The organism is Luteolibacter ambystomatis (assembly GCF_018137965.1).
Classification (GTDB): domain Bacteria; phylum Verrucomicrobiota; class Verrucomicrobiia; order Verrucomicrobiales; family Akkermansiaceae; genus Luteolibacter; species Luteolibacter ambystomatis.
On record NZ_CP073100.1, the window covers coordinates 4,371,818 to 4,393,546 of the forward strand.

Genomic DNA, 21,729 nt, shown 5'->3' on the forward strand with positions numbered 1-21,729 from the left:
GGGGAAGGTCTTCTCCGGGGGCGGAGTCCGGCGACTCCGCCCTTCGTGTATCCGTGGGATGCCCTTGCTCACGAGGGGCCTCCCCGCTATCGGCAGGCATGACGGTGGAGGAACGGATTGCGGAGCTTCTGGATCGGATTGAGCGCGAGCAGGGATTCCGCATCCTCTATGCCTGTGAATCCGGCAGCCGCGCGTGGGGTTTCGCCTCGCCGGACAGCGACTATGACATCCGCTTCCTGTTCGTGCATCCGGAGCAGGCTTATCTCGCCATTGCTGGTGCCACCTCCGCCATCGATCTGCCGATCGTCGATGAGCTCGATGCCGGGGGCTGGGATGTGCGGAAGGCGGAGGGACTGTTGGGAAAATCCAATGGCGCGCTGCTGGAGTGGCTGCATTCGCCCATCGTTTATCGGGCGGAGCCGGGCTTTCTCGACCGCTGGCGCGCCACGGCCCGCGAGGTGTTTTCGCCGCGGGGTGCCTCCGATCACTACCGCGGCCTGGCGAAGCAGATGTGGCTGGGCAAGCTCCAGGCCGATCAGGTCCGGGCGAAGGATTATCTCTACGCCCTGCGCGCCACGCTGGCCGCGAAGTGGATTTTGGAGGATAGGGGCATTCCGCCGGTGGCGTTTGCGGAGCTATTGCCGGTCGCTCCATGTGAGGTGCAGGCACTCGTGCCGGATCTGCTGAAGCACAAGGCCGCCACCAACGAAGGCCAGCGCATGGCGCGCCTGCCGGTGCTTGATGCGTTTCTGGAAGCAGCCATCGGCCAGACCGATGAACTGCCGGATCGCTCGCATGCGGACATGGCGGTACTCGACCGATTGTTTCTTTCGGAGCTGCGTTTGCCATCCGGACCGATGCTCAAGCCGGAGGACTTCACCTTGGAGCGTGTCCGGCAAAAGGATCTGCTGCTTTTCGATACCGTCGCAGGCAGCCATGCCTACGGTACTGCCGTGGAAGGATCGGACGAGGATCGTCGTGGGGTGTTTGTCGCGCCTTCGTCGTTTTTGTTCGGACTCGATTCCATCGAACAGGTGGCGGACGAGCGGAACGACGAGGTGTATTACGAGCTGGGCCGTTTCGTGGAACTGCTGCTGCGGAACAATCCGAACGTATTGGAGTTGCTGGCCTCGCCGGACGATTGCATCCGTCATCGCCATCCCCTGTTTGATCGGTTGAAGCCGGAGTTGTTCCTCTCGAAGCTCTGTGCCGTCACTTTCGGCGAATACGCCATGGGCCAGATCCGCAAGGCGCGCGGATTGAACAAGAAGATCGTCAATCCACAGCCGGAGCAGCGCATCGAACTATTGAAGTTCTGTCATGTGCCGGAGGGACAGGGCAGCCTGCCGGTGGAGGAATGGCTGGCGTTGCGTGGGTTGAGACAGGAGGACTGCGGCCTTACAGCATTGACCCATGCCAGTGATCTGTTTGCGATCTATCATGATCCGGCGGTGAACTACCGAGGCATCGTTTCACCGAAGGACCCGGATGCGCTTCATTTCAGCAGCGTGCCGAAGGACGCGGCTCCCATCGCCTGGATGACCTGCAACCGCGATGCCTTCCGCGCCCACTGCAAGGCTCATCGCGAATACTGGGAATGGGTCGCGAACCGGAACGAGGAACGCTACCGCACCAATGCGGGGCATGGCCGCGGCTATGACTCGAAGAACCTGCTGCACACCCTGCGCCTGCTCGACATGGCGGAGGAGATCGCCCGCGAGGGCGTGCTGCGCGTGCGGCGTCCGAACCGGGACTTCCTGCTGCGCGTGCGTTCGGGTGAGTTCGAATACGATGAACTTGTCGAGCAGGCGGAGCAGCGGCTCGTGCGTGTCCGTGAGGCCTTTGAACAGAGCACCCTGCCGGACGAGCCGGATCGAGGGAGGATCAATACGCTGCTCGTGGAGCTGCGACGGGAGTTTGAAGTAGCACAAGTTTCCAACTTGTGAGTGCTCGCGGCGGAGCGCTGTGGGATGTTTGAAAGTCCCTTTCCACTCGTCTGCCGCACCCATGCGCAAGTTGGAAACTTACGCTACTTCAACGCCTCAAAAGTCAGCCCGAACTTCGCGAGATACTTCTTCAGCCGGTCCGCATCGTTCGTCACCGCACGCTTCTTCCGCGAAACCGCGAACAGCTCCCGTCCCGCCTCCGAAAGCGTCTTAGACCTTCTGCACACCGCCACCACGTGCGCGAGTTGCACTTGGTCGAAGGGATCGATGTCGTCCAATCCATCTCCTAGCAACGCTTCCAGATCCGCGCCTTCCATCGCGCTGCCCGCGCCTGGCCGGTGCCAGCTTTCGCGCAGCCGTTCGACCTCCTCCTCCACCTCCTCCACCCGGATGCGCCCGCGCGGAGCCAGCGTGGCCATCCGCGTGACCGCGGCATTGAGATCGCGGAAGTTCCCGGACCACGGTGTGTCCACCGCTTCCGCAAACGTGAGAAAACGCTGCCGCGCCTCCTTGTTGAAACTCGCCTCGCGCCCGTGCGAGCCCGCGAACCGCCGCAGCTCGTAGTCCAGGTTCGGCGCGATGTCCTCGCGCCGCTGCGCCAGCGAGGGCAGTGTGAAGGTCCACAGGTTGATGCGCGCCAGCAGGTCCTCGCGGAAACGGCCCTGTGCCACCTCGCAGCGGAGATCGCGGTTGGTGCCCGCGATCAGGAGGAAGTCGCTCGTCGCCGGGCGATCGGAACCCACCGGCAGGAAGGTCTTGTCCTCCAGCGCGCGCAGCAGCATCGCCTGCTCGTCGAGACCCAGCTCGCCGATTTCATCGAGGAACAACATGCCCCCATCGGCTTCCCGCAGCAGCCCCGGCCGGTCGCGCTGGGCACCGGTGAAGGACCCGCGCACGTGGCCGAAGAGCGCGGAGGCCGCGGTATCGCCCTGGAGCGTGGCGCAGTTGATTTCCACGAAGGGACCCTTCAGGCCGCCGCGTTGTTTCTTCAGCTCGTGCAGCCGCCGGGCGAGCTGGGACTTGCCCGCGCCGGTCGCGCCATGCAGCAGGATCGGCGCCTTCGAGCGCAGGGCCACCTGCTCGATGCGGTCGATCATGCGGTTGAACGCCGGATTGCGTGTCGCGATGCCGCTCTTGAGGAAATCCGCGGCCTCGGCCTGCTCTTCGGCGAAGCGGGTACTAAGCTTGTCGTACTTGGACAGGTCCAGATCGATCACCGCATAACCGGGCAATGCGGGCTTGCGATTGCTGCGGCCCACCGGTGGCGAGGTCTGGATCAGCTTGCCCGGCAGCGTCCCCGCTTCGTTCAGCAGGAACAACGAGATCTGCGCGATGTGGGTGCCGGTGGTGATGTGGATGTAGTAGTCCTCATGCTCCGGATCGAAGGGATAGGACCGCGCCCAGTCGTGCAGCGCGGCGTACACCGACTCCAGGTCCCAGGGATCACGGCCGAAGCTCACCTCATGGAGCCGCGCCTCCGTTTCCGGAGAAATCTGCCGCACGTCCTCCAGCACGCGACCGGACAGCTTGGAGAAGCTTTTTTCCGCCAGCAATTCGAAGCGGTCGAACAGCAACTCCTCATGCTGGAACAGGGAAATGGTGGGCCGCCAGCTCTCCCAACGGTCTTCCCAGAAGCCGTGGTCCAGCTTGGTGCCAAGGATTCCAATCGCCACGCGCTTCATGGATAAAAGACTAGCGAAATAGCTAATAATTGAAAGTAAAAATCGGATGCGTGGCTATGCTCGAAAAAATCGAAACATTTTTAATTCATTCACCACTAATAGATTAGAGGTGAAATCGCGATGCTCTAACACGCCTTGGCATGGGCCATGCCAATACCCCTTTCGTCCGGCGCAACTCCCGGACAATGCCCACCATGGCCAATCGCACTCTCTTCCAGACCCTCCGTGGAGCCTTCGTTCCCCGCACTGATGCGATCAACGATGCCGCCGCTCCCGCCTACGCCCGCACCCCGCAGGCTACCCTCGCCCAACTGGCCGCGACCGGTTCGCTGAACCGGACCTTCTACGCCAGCGCCGAGACCCAGCTCGACCGCGTGCTGGAGGCCGCGCAACAGGTGGACACCGACTTCCTCGCCCGCACCGCCCTTTATGCCCGCCGCCGCGCGTTCATGAAGGACATGCCAGCCCTGCTCTGCGCCGTGCTCGCCACCCGCGATCTCGACCGGCTCATCGAAATCTTCCCGCAAGTGATCGACAATGGCCGGATGCTCCGGACCTTCGTCCAGATCCTCCGTTCCGGTGTTACCGGGCGGAAGTCGCTCGGCTCCGCGCCGAAGCGCCTCGTCCGCCAGTGGCTCGAGCGCGCCAGCGAGCGCCAGCTCATCGATGCGTCCATCGGCAATGCACCGTCGCTGGCGGACATCGTGAAGATGGTCCACCCGCGCCCGACCGATCCGGCCCGCGAGGCATTCTACGCCTGGTTGATCGGAAAGCCGTGGAATCCGGACGTCCTCCCCGCCGCGCTGCGTGCTTTCGAAGATTGGAAGCGTGACCGCGCCGGTGAGATTCCGGACGTGCCGTTCCAGATGCTTACGGCACAGGACCTCGGCGAAAAGGAATGGGCCGCCATCGCGCGGAAAGCTTCCTGGCAGACCACGCGGATGAACTTGAACACGTTCCTCCGCCACGGCCTCGCCAAGAATCCGGAACTCATCCGCCTGATCGCCAAGCGCCTCGCCGATCCGGATGCGGTCCGCCGCGCCCGTGCCTTCCCCTACCAGTTGCTGGTCGCCTTCATGAACGCCGCGGCGGAAATGCCGCACGCGATCAAGGAGGCTCTCCAGGATGCGATGGAAACCGCGCTCGCCAACGTGCCGGACATCGCCGGCCGGGTGGTTGTCTGCGCGGACGTGTCGGGATCGATGCAGTGCTCCGTCACGGGTTACCAGCGCGGGGCATCCTCGAAGGTCCGCTGTGTGGATGTCGCCGGTCTCATCGCCGCCGCCTTCCTCCGCAAGAACCGGGACGCCCGCGTCCTGCCATTCGAGTGCGATGTCGTGAAGCTGAAGCTCAATCCGCGCGACAGCGTCATGACCAATGCCGCCAAGCTCGCGAAGATCGGCGGCGGTGGAACGAACTGCTCGGCTCCGCTCCAGTTGCTCAATTCGGAGAAGGCCCAGGCGGATCTGGTCATCTATGTCTCGGACAACGAGTCGTGGATGGACGCCCGTCCGAACGGCCGTGGAACCGGGATGATGCACGAGTGGACCCGCTTCAAGGAACGCAATCCAGCCGCGCGTCTCGTCTGCATCGACCTGGTGCCGAACGTCAGCGTGCAGGCCCTGGACCGGAAGGACATCCTCAACATCGGTGGATTCAGCGACACCGTCTTCGATCTCGTCGCCGCCTTTGCGGCGGGCGCGGACGGAACGGACCACTGGATCTCTGAAATCGAAAAGCAACCCATCAACACGCGCATGAAAATCGCATGACCCTTTGCCGGCGCGGCGAATGCCGGTTGGGAATACATTCTCGAAAGCAGATAGCGGGTTCGACTCCCGTCGGGCTGATCAACCAGCCCGAAAGCCGACGGTAGGCGCTATTCCCATCCACCTTTGCCGTCGCGTCGGCATCCCCTCTCCACGAATGCCCGGAAGATTACATTTGGGACCGGCATGGCAGGTTCGGAAACGAACCCAAGCGGCCGGAATGTTCTTCCGCCAATCCTTGTCGTGGAACTCCCTTCAAACCTACGCCGAATGCAGGCGGGACTACATTGGTAAATGCGGGCTTCGAACCCCGCCCGGACTGAAAAGTCCGGAGGCGTCCCGCCGATCCCTTGTCGGCACCTCCTTTCGCGAATGCAGGAAAGACTACATCTGTGGTCGGTTCGATTCCGCCTTTCGTCCTCCATCAGGAGGGCGCTGTAGCTCAGTGGTAGAGCAATGCTCTTTCCGCCTCTTGTCGCGAATCTCTTTCCCTCTCAATGATCATGAAATCGAAAAGCAATTTCCCGAAACGCACGTGACCTTTGCCGACTCGGCGAATGCCGGTGACGAAGATACGCGGGTTCGAATCCCGCACGGATCGCAAGGTCCGGCTACAGACGGTGCAGGTAAAACGTGTCTCACCACCCTTGCCGCCGCGTCGGCATTCTTTCTTCGCGAATGCCAGAAGGACTACATTGCTTTCAGACGTTGCCGGTTCGAATCCGGCTCCCGCGCGAGCGGGGTAGTTCAATTGGATAGAACACTGGACATGACGTCCTTCGACCACCTCGTCGCGAATCCTTTCTCCTTTCAATCCCCTCACGCCGGATGCCGGCAGGACTACATCACCACGATAGCACGAAGGCCGCGGGTTCGAGTCCCGCTCTGGCGACCGCCAGATGGAGCAGTGGTAGCTCGTCGTGCCCGTTTGCCCTGCCATCTCCTTGTCGGCGTCTTCATTCCAAACGCTCTCGAACGGCGGATGCCGGTGAAACTACATTGTTACGGACAACCAGGTCGTCGGTTCAAATCCGACCCGGGCCACCATCGACGGTCCGGTAGCTCAGTCAGGTAGAGCAGGAACGTTTCACCACACACTTGCCGCCGTTTGTTTTTCTCAGATGAACCCGGAACCAGAATCAGCCGATGAAATGTCGGGGGGATTTTTCGAACTCGATGAATATCCGCCTGATCGTGGACGGTACAAACTCATGGGGAATTCGGAGGCATTTGTCCAACTGCGGGCAGCCATCGACCGCTTGCTCGCAAGTGAAACGAATGAGATGCCGGTGGGAAATGCTGACATGAACATCGCATCCATTCAAAGGATACTGCCTCTGACGGAACGCCAGGTCGTGAAGCAGAAGCGGGAAGCCACTCTGATAGAAACGGGCTGTATTATCACCGCCAGCCTAATCCTCCTTTCTGCCGCTTTTGGTTTCATTCGTGCCGTTGAATTTATCGCCTCTCTTTTCAAATGACTTCCGTCTTTCATCCCTGCCCCTGCTGTGGTACCGTACGTATGTTCTTCCCAAAGGAGGGACGATGCAGGTCTGCCCGGTTTGTTTCTGGGAAGACCTTCCTTCGGAGAGGTTCTGCTTCGGGAGTTTGTCTGTCGAAGCTGCCCAGAAGTGCTTCTTTGAAAAGGGCGCATGCGAAGGACGCTACCGGGATGCCGTCAGAGCGCCCCTGTCTGAAGAGGCGCGCTCTCCGGTCTGGCTCTCCTACGAAGATCTTCGTGCCGGAATCATCAGATGGATTGAAATCCATTTTGAAGATGTCACCCGGGATGGTGGCACCACGCTTCATCAGATGGATGTGCTCGATGATTATGGATCTCCGGGAGATCTCGCGGAAGCGGCCAAACTCGATAACGAGCGTACTTGGCAGGAAATCTCCGATCTCAAGCTCTCCAACTTCGCCTGTTCGATGGTGTTTCTGAATGCCAATGGATTTCGGTTTTATCTGCCAGCCTTCATGCGCTTCACCCTCGCCAACTGGGCGGACGGCGCTTCCACTTGCGAGAACATGGGAGTGATTTATGCGCTGAGCGGAGGACCGGGAGGATTTCATCACGAGGCATTTGAGTCTTTTTCCCGTTTCCAGATGGAGGCTGTGTCCGCTTTCCTTTGGTATATCGCCAATTCCAACGATTCCATGGCGGAAGACGCCGAAAGCAGCCTCGCCTACGGTTGGGGCAAATTCCTGCCGGATTTCGTCCGTCTTTTTTCTGAATCTTTTTCAAACTCTCTTTGAATCATGAACGTACACAAAACCGATGAAGCATTGGGCTTCATCCCCCTCCCCAACGATTCCGGGAAGCCGATCACCGTGGTCGGAACCGATGCGATCCGTGACAACTTTGACGCCACCTGTTTGCAGCAGGCGATCAATTCCCGTCTCGCTCCGGGTGTGACGGATGTGATCCTCAATCCAGACGGTCATGCCGGATACGGCGCGCCGGTCGGCTGCGTGATGGTTTCGCCGACCCACATCTATCCGGGCCCGGTGGGCGTGGACATCAAGTGCTCCATGTCGCTGCTCCAGCTTGACATCCCCGAGGACGCGATCGTGGACAAGAAGGTCCGCCGCGCGCTGATCAATGCGATCATCGAGCGGACTCCAACGGGCGCGGGCCGTGGCCAGCGCACGGTGAAGAAGTCGCGGCGTGTCGATCAGGCCACCGGAGTGCTCGCCGTGACGGAGGGCGCGACCACCCGTGTCTGCGAGGCGCTCGGCATCCCGCCGGAGTGGGCGGACCGATGCGAGGACTCCACCCACTTCGGTCACAACGGGACCTACGATGCGCTTCGTAGCCGGCTCGATTTCATCCTCGCCTCCGGGCGGGTGCGGAACTTCGCGTCGAAGATCGAACAGCTCGGATCGTACGGAGGAGGCAACCACTTCGGCGAGTGCGAGATCACGCGCCTGTCGGACCGCCCATCGATGCTCGCCGCCGCGGATACCTTCGGTTTGAAGGACGGCCATGTGTCGTTCCTCAGCCACTGTGGATCGCGCGGACTCGGCAACCTGCTCGCGCAGGGCCAGTTCAAGGATCTGGAGCACAAGTTCCGCCAGTGGGCCACGCCGTTCCCGGCCGGTGACAAGCAGCTCGTGTACGCGCCGCTCGGAACTCCGGAGGCGGATGCTTACCTCGATGACATGGCCATCGGCGCGAATTTCGCCACGGTGAACCACCTGCTCATCAACGCGCTGGTGCTGGAGGCCTTCCAGGAAGTCCTGCCGGGCGCGAAGGGTGAGCTTGTCTACTTCATCTCGCACAACATCGCGCGTGAGGAAGTGGTCGATGGTAAGAAGGCGTGGGTCCACCGCAAGGGCGCGACCCGCGCGATCCCGGGCGGCCACTTCTCGCTGGCTGGAACGCCGTTCGCGGCCACCGGTCATCCGATCCTGCTGCCGGGAAATCCGCGCGATGGCTCGGTGGTGATGGTGGCGAAGGGTGGTGCCGAGCGCACCGCCTGGTCCGTCAACCACGGCGCCGGACGACAGATGGGACGAAAGCACGCGGCACGGACGCTCGACCAGAAGACGGTGGACGCGGACTTTGATGCCTCGGACATCCTCACCAACTGCCGACAGTACCCGATCGACGAAGCCCCGGACGCCTACAAGAACTTCCCGGAAGTGCTGCGAAGCGTCGAGGCCGCCGGGCTCGCCGAAACCGTGGCGAAACTCCAGGCGCGTTTCGTGATCAAGGATTCCTCGGAAGCGGATGACTGAATGATCGATGATTTGATCACGGATTGCACGGATTCAACGGATGGAAGAGAGGAACCGCAGATGACGCAGATTTCGCTGATGGATTGAAAAGAGATCTTCTCTTCAATCTGCGTCATCTGCGTCATCTGCGAAATCTGCGGTCTATTCCTCTTCTCTCAAAAATCCGTTCAATCCGCGTAATCCGTGGTCCCATTGCTTCCCTAGGAACCAGGACTTTTTCAGAATGAGCAAACTCATCCAACTTGATGGCGGCGAAGGCGGCGGGCAGATGCTCCGCACCGCCCTCTCCTTGGCCATGATCACCGGCCAGCCGTTCCGGATGACGAACATCCGTGGCAAGCGCCCGCGCCCGGGGCTGATGCGCCAGCATTTGACCTGCGTGCGTGCCGCCATGGAGGTCTCGGACGGCACCGCCGATGGAGCGGAGACCGGCTCCACGGAGCTGGTATTCCGTGCGGGGAAAGTACGGCCCGGGTCGTACCAATTCGCCATTGGCACCGCGGGCAGCACCGGCCTGTTGTTCCAGACCCTGCTCCCGGCGCTATGGCATGCGGACGGAGAAAGCGCGCTCGTGCTTGAAGGCGGCACTCACAACCCGATGGCGCCGCCCTTCGAGTTTCTCGACCGGGTGTTCCTGCCGGCGTTGCGGAAGCTGGGCGTGGATGCTGATCTTACTCTCGCCCAGACCGGGTTCGCCCCGGCCGGGGGCGGTCGGATCTCCGCCACCGTGCGGCCCTGCGCCACACTCGGGAAACTGGATCTGCATGAGCGCGGCGAACCGCTGGATCACTGCTTCACCGTCGTGTCCCGCCGTCTCGGTGACCGGATTCCGGGGCGGGTTTTGAAAGCTGCGGGCGATGTGCTCGATTGGCAGCAGCAGATCGTGGACGCCCGCGAAAACGGGCCGGGCACCGGGATCTGCTTCCTGGTCGAGCACCGTTTCGAGCATGGGGCGGAGCTTTGCACCTCGTTCGGCGAGATGGGTGTGCTGGCGGAAAAGGTCGGTCACCGCGCCGCAAAGGCGATGCGTGATTTCATCGGCAGCCGCGCGGCGGTGGGGCGTCATCTCGCCGACCAACTTCTCCTGCCCATGGCACTTGCGGGTGGCGGTTCCTTCACCACGATGAAGCCGGACGATCATGTCCACACCAACATCGCCGTGATCGAGCGCTTCCTGCCCGTGAAGTTTGCCATCGAGCACGGATTGGGCAGTCTGAAGCGGATCTCCTGCGGTTGAGCGGTCAGAGCCGCCCGGCCCATGGACGTTTCGACTCGGTGATATGGGGCGGCCGCAGATAGAGCGGCTGGGGGGACTCCGCAGCCCAGCGGGCGCGCTCGCTTTCCGGCGAGCGTTGCCAGGCCTCCCACAGCAGCCGGGCGGTGGGGATCTGGCGGGGGATGGTCAGCCCGGAGGGAAAAGGATCGCGGACGGAGGTCTCGAAGGTCACGGCACACAGGATGCCATCCAGTTCGTGTCCAAAGGCTTCGGCTCCTTCGATGAGGGTGGGCTCAACAACGATCTTCGAATGCTCCATCACGGAAATCCAGAAGCTGCCCCGCCTCGCATCGCCGACCACCATGCAGGTCATGCCATTTGCCGCCCCCGGCGCGGCGAGGATCGACGGCACCGCCACCACCGGGCAACCGGCCGCGAGGGCCACGCCCTGGGCTGCGGCGATACCGACCCGGGTGCCGCTGTAGCTGCCCGGTCCGCTGCCGACCAGCACCAGCCCGATGTCGGACGGGACGAGCCCGGCCATCAGCTCGCCGAGGGGGCCGAAGAGCACCGCATTGTGGCTGCGGTCGCTGCAGAATTCCCGCTCGGCCACCACCCCGTCCGGCCCGGCGAGGAGCAGCGAAGCGGTGGGAGTGGAGGTTTCGAAAACAAGCGTGTGGGAACCGGGCACGGCATGAGCTTAGGGTCCTGCGGGCGGCTGTCGCCAGCCCGATCCGCACGCCCCTGAATCTGTCTATTTCTGGAAATATCTGCGTTCATTTCTGAATGAATTCCCATCATGAGAATGCTGTTCCGCCCGATGCTTTCTACCTTGCGCCGAAACCGGTGAACCGCTTTGTTCCGGGCGCTTCTTCGAACCATTTTCCCAAAACCAATTCATCCCATGACCACCTACGCCAAAGGCCTTGAAGGCGTGATCGCCAACGAATCCGCCCTCAGCAACGTGGAAGGCGCCGAAGGCCGCCTGAGCTACCTTGGCTACGGGATCGATACGCTGGTCGAGAATTGCTCCTTTGAGGAAGTCACCTACCTCCTTCACAATGGCCGTCTGCCGAAACAGGACGAGTTGAACGCCTTGGAGAAGCGCCTGCGTTCCGACCGCGAGCTGCCCGCCGGTGTGATCGATTTCCTGAAGTCGGCGCCGAAGGATGCCTCGCCGATGGATGTGCTCCGCACCGCCGTCTCGATGCTGGGCCTCTACGACAAGCGCGCCACCATCGGTGAGCCGAACATCGCCAAGGATGCCGAAATCGCCCTCTCGCTGGTGGCGAAGACCCCGGTGATCGTGGCTGCCTACCACCGCTTCCGCCAGGGCCTCAAGCTTCCGCCGGTGCGCGAGGACCTCTCCGAGGCCGCCCACTTCCTCTATCTCATCACCGGCGAGGCTCCCTCGGAGGCCGCCACCCGCACGCTGGACGTCGCCTACACGCTTCATGCCGACCACGGTATGAATGCCTCCACGTTCTCCGCCCGCGTCACCATCGCCACCCTTTCCGATTTCTACTCCGCCATCACCTCCGCCATCGGCACGCTCAAGGGGCCGCTCCACGGCGGTGCCAACGAGGGCGTGATCCACATGCTCCAGGAGATCGGTGATCTCGACAAGGTGGACGATTACGTGGCGGGCAAGATGGCCCGGAAGGAAAAGATCATGGGCATCGGCCACCGCGTGTACAAGGTGCTCGATCCCCGAGCCCCTCACCTCCGCAAGTTGGCGATCCAGCTCACCGAGGAGCTCGGCGAGCCGAAGTGGATCCAGATGTCCGAGCGCATCGCCACCATCATGCGTGAGCAGAAGAGCCTCAACGCCAACGTCGATTTCTACTCCGCCACGGTGTACTACTCGCTGGGCATCCCGACGGATCTCTTCACGCCGATCTTCGCCATCGCCCGCACCGCCGGCTGGACCGCGCAGGTGTTGGAGCAACTCCGCGACAACCGCCTCTACCGCCCGCTCACCCTCTACACGGGTCCGGTCGAATTGAAGGAAGTCGAGCCGATCGCGGAGCGCTGAGGCGTTGGGCATCGCCCTCGGGACCGGGCTTCCCGCCGTCCCTTCCTATGCATCGACGGCCTCCACCGGAGGCAGGCCGGAGATTTCCTCCGGCGTGAACACCCGGCTCTGAACGAGAAAGCGGAGGCCCAGGGGAATCTCCAGCGAGAAACTGGAGCCTCGGCCGGGCTTCACGTCGATGGTGAGCTGGGTATGCTTCCAATGCTCGAACTGCGACTTTTCCATGTAGAACGGGCAGCCGTGGATCTCGCCGAGCTTCACGTCGGAACGACCGAGCCTGAACTCGCCCGCCGCGTAGCACATCGGCTGCGAACCATCGCAGCAACCGCCGGATTGATGGAACATCAGCGGACCATGGGCGGCACGCAGTTGGTCGATGACCGCGGCGGCGGCATCGGTGAAGAGGACGCGGAGAGTCATGGAAGTTGAGAGTTTATGGTTGAGAGATGAGAGTCCGAAGGAAGAGTGCAAATGGATTCCCTGCCCTATTGAAGGGCACGGAATCCTGTTCTGACTCTCAACCATCCACTCTCAACTCTCAGCTATTTTTCAGAAGAACCTGAGCGCCTTCTTCGAATACGAGACGAGCATGTTCTTCGTCTGGCGGTAGTGGTTGAGCATCATCTTGTGGGTCTCGCGCCCGATGCCGGATTTCTTGTAGCCTCCGAAGGCCGCATGCGCGGGATAGAGATGGTAGCAGTTCACCCACACGCGCCCGGCCTCGATGGCACGGGGGATGCGGTAGAGCTGGTGGGCATCGCGCGTCCACACTCCGGCACCGAGGCCATAGAGCGTGTCATTGGCGATACGGATGGCATCCTCCTCATCCTTGAAGGTGGTGAAGCTCGCCACCGGTCCGAAGATCTCCTCCTGGAAAATGCGCATCGTATTGGTACCGCGGAACACGGTCGGCTGGATGTAGTAGCCGCCTTCCACTCCCTTGTGGATCTCGCCACCGCAGAGCACCTTCGCGCCCTCTTCCTTGCCGACCTTCAGGTAGCTCTGGATCTTCTCATACTGGTCGTTGGATGCCTGCGCGCCGACCATCGTGTCGGTGTCGAAGGGATCGCCCAGTTTGATCTTCGCCACCCGTGCGACCAGGCGCTCGGCGAAAGCCTCGGCGATGGATTCCTGAACGAGAATGCGGCTCGGACAGGTGCAGACTTCACCTTGGTTCAGAGCGAACATGGCAGCGCCTTCGAGGCATTTGTCGAAGAAATCGTCATCCTCATCCATCACGCTTTCGAAGAACACGTTCGGCGACTTGCCGCCGAGTTCGAGCGTGACCGGAATGATGTTCTCGGACGCGTACTGCATGATCAGGCGGCCGGTGGTGGTTTCCCCGGTGAAGGCCACCTTCTTGATGCGGTCATGTTGCGCCAGCGGCTTGCCGGCCTCGGGACCGAAGCCGTGGACGACATTGAGCACGCCCGGCGGAAGCACGTCCTTGATCAGGTCCACCCACTCCATGATGCCCACCGGAGTTTGCTCGGCGGGCTTGAGGACCACGCAGTTTCCGGCCGCCAGCGCGGGAGCGAGTTTCCAGGCCGCCATCAGCAGCGGGAAGTTCCATGGAATGATCTGCCCGACCACACCCAGCGGTTCGTGGAGCTGGATGCTCACGGTATCCGGATCGAGCTCCGAGATGCCACCTTCCTCGCCGCGGATCACCCCGGCGAAGTAGCGGTAGTGATCGACCACCAGCGGCAGGTCCGCCGCGAGTGTCTCACGGATCGGTTTGCCATTGTCCATCGTCTCGACACGGGCGAGGTGGACGAGGTTGTCTTCGGTGATCTGGGCGATCTTCAGCAGCAGGTTGCTGCGGGTGGTGACGGAGGTGTTTTTCCAACCCCCATCGAACGCCTGCCAGGCGGCATCGACCGCGAGGTCGACGTCCTTTTCATTCGAGCGGGCGACTTCACAGAAAACCCTGCCGTCGATCGGCGACGGGTTCTCGAAATACCGGCCATCGACCGGTTCGACATACTTGCCGCCAATGAAATTCAGGTAGCGGTCCTTCAGTTTTGGACGTTCGTGGAGCATACGGATGGTGGTTTGCGGAAACTCGCACGAAGGCGCGGCGGAACATTCCGCCACTCCTCATGCAATCATCACGAGACGCCCCGTGATGCAAGGTGTCAAGGGGCCGTGGATGCTCCCCACCTGCCGAAGTCCAAAACATCTTGAGCATTTCGCAGGCGCGCGCATTTGCCCATGGCTTCACTTCTTCTTGGCTCATGGCCTAACAGAATGCATATTCCGGGCGATGTCCGATCTCGTCCGTGTCGAACCCGTGGCGTTGCTCCCCACCCAGGCCGGCTGTGCCGTGTTCCTGGGCGATGGGAGCAAGGCGATCGTTTTTTATATCGATCCCGCCGTGGGAGCGTCCATCAACACCTCCATGTCCGGCCAGCAGCCGCCACGGCCGCTGACCCACGATCTGTTCCTGCTCGCGTTGGAAACCTTCGGCGCGAAGGTCACGAGGGTGATCATCGTGCGGGTGGAAAACGACATCTACTACGCCCGCTTGATCCTGGAGGCGGAGAACGAGATCATGGAGCGCAAGATCGTGGAACTGGATGCCCGTCCCAGCGACTGCCTGGCTCTCTCCGTGCGCTGCGGGGCACCGGTTTTCGTGGTGCGGGAGCTTTGGGACTCGCTGCAGGACATGTCCCCGGTGCTGGAGGAAATGCGGGAAAAAGGCCTCGGCTTCGGAGATCCGGAGCACGGGTGATCAAACCGGCATTTTCAAACTCCGGATTCAACGGATTTGGGCCGAAGCCCGTGTCTTGTTCCGAAGAAGGATTTTGGCCGCAGATTTCGCAGACGGCGCAGATTTGAAATCTCAGATCTGAAATTTGAAATTCATCTGCGGAATCAGCGAAATCTGCGGTCCTTCCTCCGAGAAACGACTTCGAATTCGTGACCCAATCCGTTGAATTCGTGAAATCCGTGGTCAAATCCATCCCCCTGTAAAAACGCCTGATCGGCCGGTATAAGACTGCCACTTGCACGGCGCGGATTCCCTTTTAGGGTGGCAGCATGCCTTCCATCGCCGCCCTCCCAGACTACCTCCATGAGGAGATCCTGCTCCATCCGGAGAATCGGAAGTTCCCCGCCTTCGATCTCGTCCGCCTGCTGGGCACCGTGTTCAAGCCCACCGAGGGTTGTCGGGTCTGTATTCTAACCGAATTCGAAAATCCGGCTTCCTTGATCAAGGACTTCTCCTTCCTGAAGCAGGAAGGTTTCCCGGTGCAGAAGAAGGCCCATGAGGTGTTCTACCAAGGCCTCAAGAACGGCGCGCTGGAAGCGCTCGGCATGACCGGCGGCGAGATGTTCGCCTACAAGTCCACCCACGGCTCGAACCTCGATCTCGAGGATGACGTTTGGGACACCGCCGGCAACCACCTGTCGCTCGACCGCGACATCTATCCGAACTACGACCTGATCCTCTGCATCTCGATCTTTTCCGCCACCGCGCCACTCACGGCGAAGGCGAAGGAATTCGGCTTCCGTGGTGCGACTCTCCACGGCCTCAACGACATCATCCTCAAGTCCGGCCTCGCCGTGGATTACCATGAAGTTTCCCGCGATGCTGAAAAGCTCCGCTTCGCCTTGACCAAGGCCGACTCGATCGAGATCGACTTCGCGTTGGAAGACGGCCGTGTGCTCACCGCCTGGCTCGGCCTCAACGGCCAGGAAGCCCAGAAGTCCCACGGCCTTTGCCAAGGCCTGACCCCGGACATCGCCAACCTGCCCGCGGGTGAGGTCTATTTCGTGCCCGAGGATGCCCGCGGCCAGTTCCCGATGAAGTACGAGGATGGCACGCTCGGCGTCTTGGAAGTGGTGGACCGCTGCATCATCCACTCCACCCTCATCGCGGGCAACCAAGCCACCATCGACGCCCACAACGCGCGCCTGCAGGACGACCCGATGACCGGCACGCTTGGTGAACTCGGCTTCGGCACCCAGGTGCTGCCGGTTTCCGGCGCTGACATCCAGGACGAGAAGGTGCTCGGCACCTGCCACCTCGCCACCGGCCGCGATGACCATCTCGGCGGTGACATCGTCCCGGAGATGTTCAAGAAGCACGAGAACTCGACTCACGACGACATCCTCTTCGCCCCGCACAAGACGCCGAACTTCAACATCAGCCAGGTGCGCATGAAGCGCGGTGACCAGGAGGAAATTCTCATCGAGAACTTCCGTCCATCCCGCTACCTGATGGAAGCGCTGGCAGAGGGCCATTGAAGCGGAGTTGAGGCTTTAGCCGGGAAGGGCCTTCCGGGAGGCGTAGTCTCCGGAGACCCTTCTTTTCCAACCATCGCACCGATCCTTCCCACCCCGTCTCTAACAGATGCCGAACATCTACGAATCCGACAAGCTGCTCTCCGAATACCTGCTGTTCCACTATGGCAGTGACGTGGAGATCCTCGGCGAGCGGGCGGGGGACCAATCTCTCGCTCCTGCACTCGGCTTCCCGGTTCGCACCGCTTGTTGCTTCAGTGGCGGCGAAGCGGAACGCGGTCTCGATCTCGGCTGCGCGGTCGGGCGTTCCACTTTCGAGATGTCCCGGAACTGCCGGGAGGTGATCGGCATCGATTTCTCCGCCTCCTTCATCTCCGCGGCGGATGCCCTCCGCCATGGCGGCTCCATCCGCTACGCCCGCTTGGAAGAGGCCGCCGTGTCCACCGCGCTGGTCGCCCAAGCTCCGGAAGGCATCGACCCGACCCGGATCTCATTCGAAACCGGCGATGCCATGAACCTGCGTCCGGATCTCGGTTCCTTTGACCGCGTCCATGCCGCCAACCTTCTCTGCCGCCTGCCGGACCCGCAGCGGTTGCTGGACCGACTGCCGGAACTCGTGAAACCCGGCGGTGAGCTGGTTCTGGCCACCCCTTGCACCTGGCTGGAGGAGTTCACTCCGCCCGAAAACTGGCCCGCCGGGAGCACCTTGGAGTGGCTCAAAAATGAACTTTCTTGCTCCTTCGATCTCCTTCGCCAACAGGACGAGCGGTTCGTGATCCGCGAAACGGCCCGGAAATTCCAGTTTACGTTTTCCCTGCTGACGGTTTGGCGTCGGAAAGCCTGAGACGGGTGGCGGGATCCGGGTGCTTCCCGGGCTTGCCATCTTACACTCAATCCCTTTCACTCCGCGCCCCGCGCCATGGCCCTTATTGTCCAGAAATACGGCGGCACGTCCGTCGGCACCCTTGACCGCATCCGCAACGTCGCTTCGCGACTCAAACGCACGCGCGACGAGGGCAATCAGGTCGTGGCGGTGGTTTCCGCCATGTCCGGCGTGACCGATGGTCTGTTGAAAATGGCCCGCGACCTTTCCGAGAACCCGTCCGAACGCGAACTGGACGTGCTGGTTTCCACCGGTGAGCAGCAGTCGATCGCGCTGGTGACCATGGCGCTGCACGATCTGGGCGTGGAGGCCGCCTCCATCACCGGCCGCCAGGCGGGCATCCTCACCACCGGCTCCCACACCCGCGGCCGTATCCTGAACATCGAGCCGCAGATGATGCAGGGCTTCCTTGATGAAGGTAAAACCCTCGTCGTCGCCGGCTTCCAGGGCGTGACCCCGGACGGCCAGATCCATACCCTCGGCCGCGGCGGCTCCGACCTCACCGCCATCGCCATCTCCGCCGCGCTGAAAGCGGATGTCTGCCAGATTCTCACCGATGTGGACGGCGTTTACACCTGCGATCCCCGGATCGTGAAGAACGCCCGCAAGCTGCCGGAGATCTCCTACGACGAGATGCTGGAAATGGCCTCGTCCGGATCGAAGGTGATGCAGTCCCGTTCCGTCGAGTTCGCCAAGAAATTCGGCGTCGTCTTCGAAGTCCGATCCTCACTCAACGATAACCCGGGCACGCTGGTGCTCGAAGAACATCCCGCCATGGAAAACGTCGTCATCCGCGGAGTCTCGATCGAGCGCTCCCAAGCCCGTGTCACCATCACCGGCATCCCGGACGAACCCGGCATGTCCGGCAAGATCCTCGGCGCGCTGGGGGATGCGGAGATCAACCTCGACATGATCGTTTCGAACATCGCGCACGATGGCTACGCCCGCCACTCGTTCACGATGCACGCGAACGACCTGGCCAAGGCCCAGGCCGCGCTGAAGCCGGTGCTCGCCGCGCTTTCCGCTGATGCCAAGATCGAGACCGACGTGGGCATCGCCAAGCTTTCCGCCGTGGGCATCGGCATGCGTTCCCACTCGGGCGTGGCCTCCACCATGTTCAAGGCCCTCGGCGATGCAGGCATCAACATCGGCATGATCTCCACCTCCGAGATCAAGATCGCCGTGACGGTGGACGAGACCCGCATCGAGGACGCCGCCCGCGCCGTCCACGATGCCTTCGAACTCGACAAGGAACCGGTCCGCTGAGCGGGCCGCGGGAAGCCGCCGCCGGGCGGTTGGAAAGATTGATAGACATTTCTCCTTCCGGAAGGCGCTGGTTTCGCGTAATCCCGCAGCCCTCATGAAGAAAGCCCTGTTTGTTTGCGCCCTGCTCGCCCTGCCCGGCCTTGGCCTGGCCAAGGATAAGAAGGAGGAAACCGCCGTGCCGTCCGCCTCCGTGGACCAGGTCCGCTGGGGCACTCCGGCCAATGAAGCCGCTTTCGACAAGGACCAGCTCAAGGGCAAGGTCGTGGTCGTCGAGCAGTGGGGTGTCCACTGCGCGCCCTGTATCGCCAGCCTGCCGAATCTGGCCAAGATGGCGAAGACCTATGAAAAATCCGGCCTCGTGATCGTGGGTCTGGAAAGCCAGAACGGCAGCAAGGAGGAAATCACCAAGCTGATCAACGACGCCCGTGTGAAGTATCCGATCCAGTCCGGCGGCTCCGTTCCGGTTTCCAGCTCCGGCATTCCGCACGCCTTGGTCTTTGGTGCCGATGGCAAACTCACCTGGCACGGCAACCCGCACGACGAGGATTTCGAAAAAGAGGTCAAGAAGGCCCTCCGCGAAGCCAAGGCGGGAGCCAAGACCGAAAGCAAACTTTGACCCGGAAGCGCATCATCCGGTTTTCCCAACGCCGCCCTGGTTCCGCCGGGGCGGCGTTTTTGTTTTGCGAGGTTTTGCGGAATTGACTGCCACAACCGGTGCGGAACACTGGGGTTTCCCGGTTGTCCCGTTTTATGAAACTCCGCCTCGCCATCCTGTGGCTCGCCGCGATCTCCGCCTCACCCGCCGCCGAGCGTCCGAACGTCCTGTTCATCGCTGTGGATGATCTCCGGCCGTGGCTCGGGTGCTACGATCCTGCTCTCAAGGTTTCGCCGAACATCGACCGGCTGGCCGCCACCGGGAGGGCCTTCACCCGCCATTACGTGCAGGTGCCCACCTGCGGGGCTTCCCGTTGCGCGCTCATGTTCGGCCGTCGCGCAGGACATCTGCCGGGGGATGGGGGGAATGAAGCCTCGAAGAAAACCGCCGCCCAGCAGCCGGTTCCAGCCCTACCCGCGCTTTTCAGGGCCAACGGCTACCAGGCGATCTCGGTGGGAAAGGTCACCCACTACCCCGGCAACCACACCGGCAGGGATTGGGCGGACGGACCGGAGGAAATTCCGGATGCCTGGGATGTGGCGACCATGTCCTGCGGCCCATGGCAGACCCCGGAGGCTGCCATGCACGGCTACGCCGGAGGTATCGGCCGTGCAGCGATGAAGGACAAGCCGCTCACCCAGCACGTGGACGGAGACGACAAAACCTACCCGGACGGTTGGATCGCGGAGGAAACGGTGGCCCGGCTGAAGGAGGCCGCTGCTTCCGGCAAGCCGTTCTTCCTCGCCGCCGGTTTCATCAAACCGCACCTGCCGTTCGTTTCGCCGAAGTCCTACTTTGAGGAGATCGCGGGCATCACACCGCCGGTGCCGAAGATCACCACCAAGCCCGCGTTCCCCACGACCTGGCACAACAGCAATGAATTCCGCGGCTACAGCTTCAACGAGGGTGATCCGTTCCAATCGGACGCCGCCGCGCTGACCTACCGCCGGGCCTACCTCGGCTGCATCCGCTACACCGATGCCCAGGTCGGGAAGGTGCTCGCCGCATTGGACGCCTCACCCGCCGCCGGAAACACCATCGTGGTGCTGTGGGGCGATCATGGCTGGCTGCTCGGAGAGCATGGCATCTGGGGAAAACATTGTCTGTTCGAGGAGGCCCTGCGCTCGCCGCTCATCATCCGCGTGCCCGGGCAAAAGCAACCGGGTGCAAGGACCGATGCCATCGTGGAAACCGTGGACGTCTATCCCACTCTCGCCAGCTACGCGGGGATCCCCCTGCCGGCGCAGCTCGAAGGAGCTTCGCTCCGACCCCAGCTTGAAGATCCGGCCGCCCCCTCCCGCGGTACGGCCATCGCGGCTTGGGAATCCTCCCGCACGATCCGCGAGGACCGCTACCGGCTCGTCATCTCCACCAGGAATCCGCGGCAGGTCGAACTATACGACCACGTGGAAGATCCCGGTGAAACGCGCAATGCCGCGGAAAGCGCGCCGGAAACGGTCGCACGGCTCCGCGGCAAACTCGCCCCGCCCCCTTAGTTGTAGGACGAGGCCGTGCGGCCGGTCGGATTGAACTTGGCGTCCAGCAGGGCGTTCGGCTTCACCGTCTTGAACGACTCGATGACACGGGGATCGCTCTTGAGCGCTTCGTTGAACTTCGCGCAGTTGCTGGTCTGCTGGATGAGATTGCCTTTGTCATCCGTCAGGATGAGCACGTAGCCCTCGTATTGATCTCCGCCGGCATTGCCCACGCCCTTGTTGTCGCTGTCGTAAACCGTTTTGAAGGGATCGGTATCACGGACATCGGACATGCCCCCGCTCAACTCGACCTTGTATTCCCGCACGGCCAGGACCGAGTGCTCCTTGCCCGAGCTGCGGTCCTCACCCAGGAAAACCATCCTGACACCTACCGGGGGCGCGGGAGTGTTCGGGTTGGGATTCTTGATCGTCACCTTGGCGGACACGGTTTGCTCGACCATGTACCAGCTTTCGCCCTTTTTCTTGCGGCGCTTCTCGATGGAGACATCGATTCCATAGTTCGGGTGGACTCCGCCCACCTCGGATTTCTTCGAGGTGATCTGGCTGACGGAATCCGCGTCGAACGTGGAGAGGGGCAGGTCGAAACGCTTGCCGTCCGACTTGCGGTTGAAGGAAACCTTGTCGCTGGAGACACCAAGAACCTCGATCTCCATGGCGCGCCCGGTCTTGTCTTTCACGGTCATTGTGGGGCCCGCGAAGGCGCAGGCGGAAGACAGCAGCAGGGCTCCGAAGATGCCAAATGGCTTTGTGCGATTCATATATGTTGTCTTGGGGGACGGGTGGATCGTAGAG

18 protein-coding genes and 1 tRNA gene are annotated in these 21,729 nt (G+C 62.0%); 14 read left to right on the forward strand and 5 right to left on the reverse strand.

What is annotated here, in order from left to right; translation table 11 throughout:
* The first annotated feature begins 98 nt into the window (after positions 1-98).
* On the forward strand, positions 99-1,946 hold the full coding sequence (locus tag KBB96_RS16850; RefSeq protein ID WP_211630660.1) for a DNA polymerase beta superfamily protein: 1,848 nt from the start codon (positions 99-101) through the stop codon (positions 1,944-1,946).
* Between the two features lie 83 nt (positions 1,947-2,029).
* Here KBB96_RS16850 and rtcR read toward each other — a convergent pair whose 3' ends face one another.
* Positions 2,030-3,628 carry an RNA repair transcriptional activator RtcR gene (gene rtcR, locus KBB96_RS16855; protein ID WP_211630661.1) on the reverse strand — a complete coding sequence of 533 codons (1,599 nt, stop codon included), beginning with the start codon at positions 3,626-3,628 and terminating at the stop codon, positions 2,030-2,032.
* 194 nt (positions 3,629-3,822) lie between these two features.
* On the opposite strand from rtcR, the gene KBB96_RS16860 reads away from it, so the two are divergent.
* The 6 genes from KBB96_RS16860 to rtcA all read left to right on the forward strand — a co-directional run bounded on the left by KBB96_RS16860 (position 3,823) and on the right by rtcA (position 10,375).
* Positions 3,823-5,400, forward strand: a complete 1,578-nt coding sequence (locus KBB96_RS16860) for a vWA domain-containing protein (RefSeq protein WP_211630662.1) — start codon at positions 3,823-3,825, stop codon at positions 5,398-5,400.
* Positions 5,401-6,298: 898 nt separating this feature from the next.
* Positions 6,299-6,444, forward strand: a tRNA-OTHER gene (locus KBB96_RS16865).
* 74 nt (positions 6,445-6,518) lie between these two features.
* Positions 6,519-6,878, forward strand: a complete 360-nt coding sequence (locus KBB96_RS16870; RefSeq protein ID WP_211630663.1) for a hypothetical protein — start codon at positions 6,519-6,521, stop codon at positions 6,876-6,878.
* Entirely contained in the window at positions 6,844-7,653 is an 810-nt protein-coding gene (locus KBB96_RS16875; RefSeq protein WP_226373720.1) for a DUF6714 family protein, read from the forward strand. Before KBB96_RS16870 ends, KBB96_RS16875 begins: the two co-directional genes overlap by 35 nt.
* Before the next feature lie 3 nt (positions 7,654-7,656).
* A complete protein-coding gene (locus KBB96_RS16880) occupies positions 7,657-9,138 on the forward strand; it encodes an RtcB family protein (RefSeq protein WP_211630665.1) in 1,482 nt (493 codons plus the stop codon).
* A 223-nt stretch (positions 9,139-9,361) separates the two neighbouring features.
* Entirely contained in the window at positions 9,362-10,375 is a 1,014-nt protein-coding gene (gene rtcA / locus KBB96_RS16885) for an RNA 3'-terminal phosphate cyclase (protein WP_211630666.1), read from the forward strand.
* A 4-nt stretch (positions 10,376-10,379) separates the two neighbouring features.
* Here rtcA and tsaB read toward each other — a convergent pair whose 3' ends face one another.
* Positions 10,380-11,045: a tRNA (adenosine(37)-N6)-threonylcarbamoyltransferase complex dimerization subunit type 1 TsaB gene (tsaB, locus tag KBB96_RS16890; protein ID WP_211630667.1), complete on the reverse strand. Its 666-nt coding sequence runs from the start codon at positions 11,043-11,045 to the stop codon at positions 10,380-10,382.
* 213 nt (positions 11,046-11,258) lie between these two features.
* Here tsaB and KBB96_RS16895 point away from each other — a divergent pair, with 213 nt between their 5' ends.
* A complete protein-coding gene (locus tag KBB96_RS16895) occupies positions 11,259-12,389 on the forward strand; it encodes a citrate/2-methylcitrate synthase (protein ID WP_211630668.1) in 1,131 nt (376 codons plus the stop codon).
* Positions 12,390-12,434: 45 nt separating this feature from the next.
* On the opposite strand, the gene KBB96_RS16900 is transcribed toward KBB96_RS16895, so the two are convergent.
* The gene (locus tag KBB96_RS16900; RefSeq protein WP_211630669.1) at positions 12,435-12,809 is read right to left on the reverse strand and encodes a DUF779 domain-containing protein; all 375 of its coding nucleotides are present in this window, start codon (positions 12,807-12,809) and stop codon (positions 12,435-12,437) included.
* 129 nt (positions 12,810-12,938) lie between these two features.
* Entirely contained in the window at positions 12,939-14,432 is a 1,494-nt protein-coding gene (locus KBB96_RS16905; RefSeq protein WP_211630670.1) for an aldehyde dehydrogenase family protein, read from the reverse strand.
* 223 nt (positions 14,433-14,655) lie between these two features.
* On the opposite strand from KBB96_RS16905, the gene KBB96_RS16910 reads away from it, so the two are divergent.
* The 6 genes from KBB96_RS16910 to KBB96_RS16935 all read left to right on the forward strand — a co-directional run bounded on the left by KBB96_RS16910 (position 14,656) and on the right by KBB96_RS16935 (position 20,937).
* Positions 14,656-15,123: a bifunctional nuclease family protein gene (locus KBB96_RS16910; RefSeq protein ID WP_211630671.1), complete on the forward strand. Its 468-nt coding sequence runs from the start codon at positions 14,656-14,658 to the stop codon at positions 15,121-15,123.
* A gap of 308 nt (positions 15,124-15,431) precedes the next feature.
* On the forward strand, positions 15,432-16,640 hold the full coding sequence (locus tag KBB96_RS16915) for a M29 family metallopeptidase (RefSeq protein WP_211630672.1): 1,209 nt from the start codon (positions 15,432-15,434) through the stop codon (positions 16,638-16,640).
* 106 nt (positions 16,641-16,746) lie between these two features.
* Positions 16,747-17,481: a putative 4-mercaptohistidine N1-methyltransferase gene (locus KBB96_RS16920; protein WP_211630673.1), complete on the forward strand. Its 735-nt coding sequence runs from the start codon at positions 16,747-16,749 to the stop codon at positions 17,479-17,481.
* 75 nt (positions 17,482-17,556) lie between these two features.
* Entirely contained in the window at positions 17,557-18,786 is a 1,230-nt protein-coding gene (locus KBB96_RS16925; protein ID WP_211630674.1) for an aspartate kinase, read from the forward strand.
* 94 nt (positions 18,787-18,880) lie between these two features.
* Positions 18,881-19,402 carry a TlpA family protein disulfide reductase gene (locus KBB96_RS16930; protein ID WP_211630675.1) on the forward strand — a complete coding sequence of 174 codons (522 nt, stop codon included), beginning with the start codon at positions 18,881-18,883 and terminating at the stop codon, positions 19,400-19,402.
* A 134-nt stretch (positions 19,403-19,536) separates the two neighbouring features.
* Positions 19,537-20,937 (forward strand): sulfatase, encoded by a 1,401-nt coding sequence (locus KBB96_RS16935; RefSeq protein WP_211630676.1) that lies wholly within the window; start codon positions 19,537-19,539, stop codon positions 20,935-20,937.
* Here KBB96_RS16935 and KBB96_RS16940 read toward each other — a convergent pair.
* Positions 20,934-21,695, reverse strand: coding sequence for a hypothetical protein (locus KBB96_RS16940; protein WP_211630677.1), 762 nt, complete (start codon positions 21,693-21,695; stop codon positions 20,934-20,936). The two genes, KBB96_RS16935 and KBB96_RS16940, sit on opposite strands and share 4 nt — an antisense overlap.
* Between the last annotated feature and the right edge of the window lie 34 nt (positions 21,696-21,729).

Coding starts and splice junctions, on each gene's coding strand:
- KBB96_RS16940 (WP_211630677.1), bottom strand. CDS start 21,695: ATGAATCGCACAAAGCCATTTGGCATCTTCGGAGCCCTGCTGCTGTCT.
- KBB96_RS16930 (WP_211630675.1), top strand. CDS start 18,881: ATGAAGAAAGCCCTGTTTGTTTGCGCCCTGCTCGCCCTGCCCGGCCTT.
- KBB96_RS16925 (WP_211630674.1), top strand. CDS start 17,557: ATGGCCCTTATTGTCCAGAAATACGGCGGCACGTCCGTCGGCACCCTT.
- rtcA (WP_211630666.1), top strand. CDS start 9,362: ATGAGCAAACTCATCCAACTTGATGGCGGCGAAGGCGGCGGGCAGATG.
- KBB96_RS16850 (WP_211630660.1), top strand. CDS start 99: ATGACGGTGGAGGAACGGATTGCGGAGCTTCTGGATCGGATTGAGCGC.
- KBB96_RS16915 (WP_211630672.1), top strand. CDS start 15,432: ATGCCTTCCATCGCCGCCCTCCCAGACTACCTCCATGAGGAGATCCTG.
- KBB96_RS16910 (WP_211630671.1), top strand. CDS start 14,656: ATGTCCGATCTCGTCCGTGTCGAACCCGTGGCGTTGCTCCCCACCCAG.
- KBB96_RS16935 (WP_211630676.1), top strand. CDS start 19,537: ATGAAACTCCGCCTCGCCATCCTGTGGCTCGCCGCGATCTCCGCCTCA.
- KBB96_RS16900 (WP_211630669.1), bottom strand. CDS start 12,809: ATGACTCTCCGCGTCCTCTTCACCGATGCCGCCGCCGCGGTCATCGAC.
- KBB96_RS16860 (WP_211630662.1), top strand. CDS start 3,823: ATGGCCAATCGCACTCTCTTCCAGACCCTCCGTGGAGCCTTCGTTCCC.
- KBB96_RS16895 (WP_211630668.1), top strand. CDS start 11,259: ATGACCACCTACGCCAAAGGCCTTGAAGGCGTGATCGCCAACGAATCC.
- KBB96_RS16880 (WP_211630665.1), top strand. CDS start 7,657: ATGAACGTACACAAAACCGATGAAGCATTGGGCTTCATCCCCCTCCCC.
- rtcR (WP_211630661.1), bottom strand. CDS start 3,628: ATGAAGCGCGTGGCGATTGGAATCCTTGGCACCAAGCTGGACCACGGC.
- KBB96_RS16905 (WP_211630670.1), bottom strand. CDS start 14,432: ATGCTCCACGAACGTCCAAAACTGAAGGACCGCTACCTGAATTTCATT.
- KBB96_RS16920 (WP_211630673.1), top strand. CDS start 16,747: ATGCCGAACATCTACGAATCCGACAAGCTGCTCTCCGAATACCTGCTG.
- KBB96_RS16870 (WP_211630663.1), top strand. CDS start 6,519: ATGAACCCGGAACCAGAATCAGCCGATGAAATGTCGGGGGGATTTTTC.